Source organism: Craterilacuibacter sp., from assembly GCF_051659485.1.
Taxonomy (GTDB): Bacteria; Pseudomonadota; Gammaproteobacteria; order Burkholderiales; family Chromobacteriaceae; genus Craterilacuibacter.
Genome location: NZ_JBOFOO010000118.1, coordinates 1 through 2,398, shown reverse-complemented (window position 1 = coordinate 2,398; position 2,398 = coordinate 1). Strand labels below are relative to the sequence as shown.

Sequence of the window (2,398 nt, the reverse complement as noted above, 5' to 3'; positions counted from 1 at the left end):
CGGCAAAGTGCACCGGCAGATCCCGCTGGCCCTCGCCGCGCTTGACCGATTTTTTCGGGTTGGTGGCGATGGCCTGTACCCCAAGGTCTAGCGCCTTGATCGCAACCGAGTCGCGGATGCAGCCGTAGATCACCACGCCTTCCCAGTTGTTTTTCACCGCCAGTTCGGCAATCTGGTCGCCCAGAAGTGCGCAGCGCAGCGAGCCGCCGCCATCAATCACCAGCACCTTGCCACCCCCGTTGGTGGCCAGCACTTCGCGCACCAGCGTGTTGTCCTCGAACAGCTTGAGGGTGACGATCTGGCCGGCAAAGCGGGTACGGCCGCCGAAATTTTTCAGTCGTGGTTCGGCAACTTGAACCCGGCCTTCGTTGGCATCGTAGAGATCGGTGGTCAGAAAATGCATGTCCGGTTTTCCTGTTGGAGTCGGTGGAGAATCAGCTTGACGGGCTTATTCTACAGACCATTTGCATGGTCAGGCAGTGCTTTATCGATGGCAGGTACGGCCGGATGGGGTGTTTGTTTTGAGCTCGTTCAAGGCGGGATGCGCTGCAAGCTCAGGCTGGCTGGTGCGTCGCGTTTTATCCACATTTTTTCCACCGCTTTGCCCCTTGCCGCAGCGCCTGCTTTGCGCGAGACTCGCGCCCTTACCGGATTTTTTGGCCGCCATTATTGGGCGGCATCGTGTGCTTTTTTAGCGTTTGTCAATGTTTTAAACAACAACAGCTTGTGCCATACTGCGCGCCGAGTGCGTATATATTGATTTTGTAGGTGAATGGGAGGTTTGCGGTGAAACAGGAAAATGTGGCCTTGATGGCTGAGCAGGACATCTCGCGTGAAGTCTTGCTGGAGAAGTACGCCAAGAGCGGCGAAACTTCGGTCAGCGAAGTGCGTCAACGTGTGGCGCGCGCGCTAGCCCAGCAGGAAAAGGACCCTGCCCGTTTTGAACCGCTGTTTTTTGAAACACTGGATAACGGTTTCATTCCCGGTGGCCGCATCAACTCCGCCGCCGGTACCGATCTTAAGGCCACGCTGATCAACTGCTTCGTACAGCCGGTGGGCGACTCGGTGTCCGAGCCGCAACTGGGTAAGGTCGGCATCTACGAAGCCTTGCTGCAGGCTGCCGAAACCATGCGCCGTGGTGGCGGGGTCGGTTATAACTTCAGCCGCATCCGTCCTAAGGGTGCCCGCGTCAAGGGTACCAATAGCCGCGCCTCTGGCCCGGTGTCATATATGCGTGTATTCGACCGCAGCTGCGAAACGGTCGAGTCTGCCGGCGCGCGTCGTGGCGCGCAGATGGGCGTGCTCGATGTCAGCCACCCCGATATCGAAGATTTCATCCACGCCAAAGACCAGGGCGATCTGAAGAACTTCAATATCTCGGTCGGCGTGTCCGATGCCTTTATGCTGGCCGTCGATAGCGACAGCCAGTGGGAACTGACCCACGCGGTCGAGCCGGCATCCGATGCCTTCCCCGGCAATTACCAGCGTGCCGATGGCTTGTGGGTGTACCGCACCGTGCCGGCGCGTGATCTGTGGAAGCAGATCATGGTGTCCACTTATGACCACGCCGAGCCGGGCGTACTGTTTATGTCCAAGATCAATCAGGACAACAACCTCAGCTACTGCGAAGTGATCGAATCGACCAACCCGTGCGGCGAGCAGCCGCTGCCGGACTATGGTTGCTGCGATCTGGGCTCGGTCAATCTGTGCAAATATGTGCGCCAGCCTTTCGGCGACAAGCCGGTATTCGACTTCAAGGCCTTTGAGAAAGTCGTCCGCATGGCGGTGCGCATGCTGGACAACGTGCTCGACCTGACCGTGTGGCCGCTGAAAGAACAGGAAAAAGAGGCGCAGTCCAAGCGCCGCGTCGGCCTGGGCTTTACCGGCCTGGGTGACGCCCTGATCATGCTCAAAGTGCGTTACGATAGTGCCGAAGGCCGCCGCTTTGCCGCCAGGATTTCCGAAGCGATGCGCGATGCCGCTTACGATGCCTCGGTCGATCTGGCGATCGAGAAGGGTGCCTTCCCGCTATTTGACGCCGACAAGTATCTGGCTGCGCCGCATTGCGCCAGCCGCCTGCCCGACGCGCTCAAGGCCCGTATCAAGAAGTACGGTATCCGCAACTCGCATCTGCTGTCGATCGCGCCGACCGGCACTATTTCGCTGGCCTTTGCCGACAATGCCTCCAACGGTATCGAGCCGCCGTTTAGCTGGTTCTACACCCGCAAGAAGCGCATGGCCGATGGCGGCACTCAGGACTATGTCGTCGAAGATCACGCCTACCGCGTGTACCGCATGCTGGGTGGCGACACCGACAACTTGCCGGATTATTTTGTCTCGGCGATGAGCATGGGTGCGCTGGATCATATGCTGATGGTGGCTGCGGTCGCGCCGTTTA

2 protein-coding genes are annotated in these 2,398 nt (G+C 59.0%); one reads left to right on the top strand and one right to left on the bottom strand.

The annotated features are described in order from the left end of the window. Nucleotides 1-403 (bottom strand): ribonuclease E activity regulator RraA (rraA, locus tag ACRC1E_RS04125; RefSeq protein WP_438513844.1); only part of this gene is annotated, 403 nt, incomplete at its 3' end. A gap of 383 nt (nucleotides 404-786) precedes the next feature. Here rraA and ACRC1E_RS04120 point away from each other — a divergent pair. After that, a partial coding sequence (locus ACRC1E_RS04120) for an adenosylcobalamin-dependent ribonucleoside-diphosphate reductase (protein ID WP_438513843.1) occupies nucleotides 787-2,398 on the top strand: 1,612 nt, incomplete at its 3' end.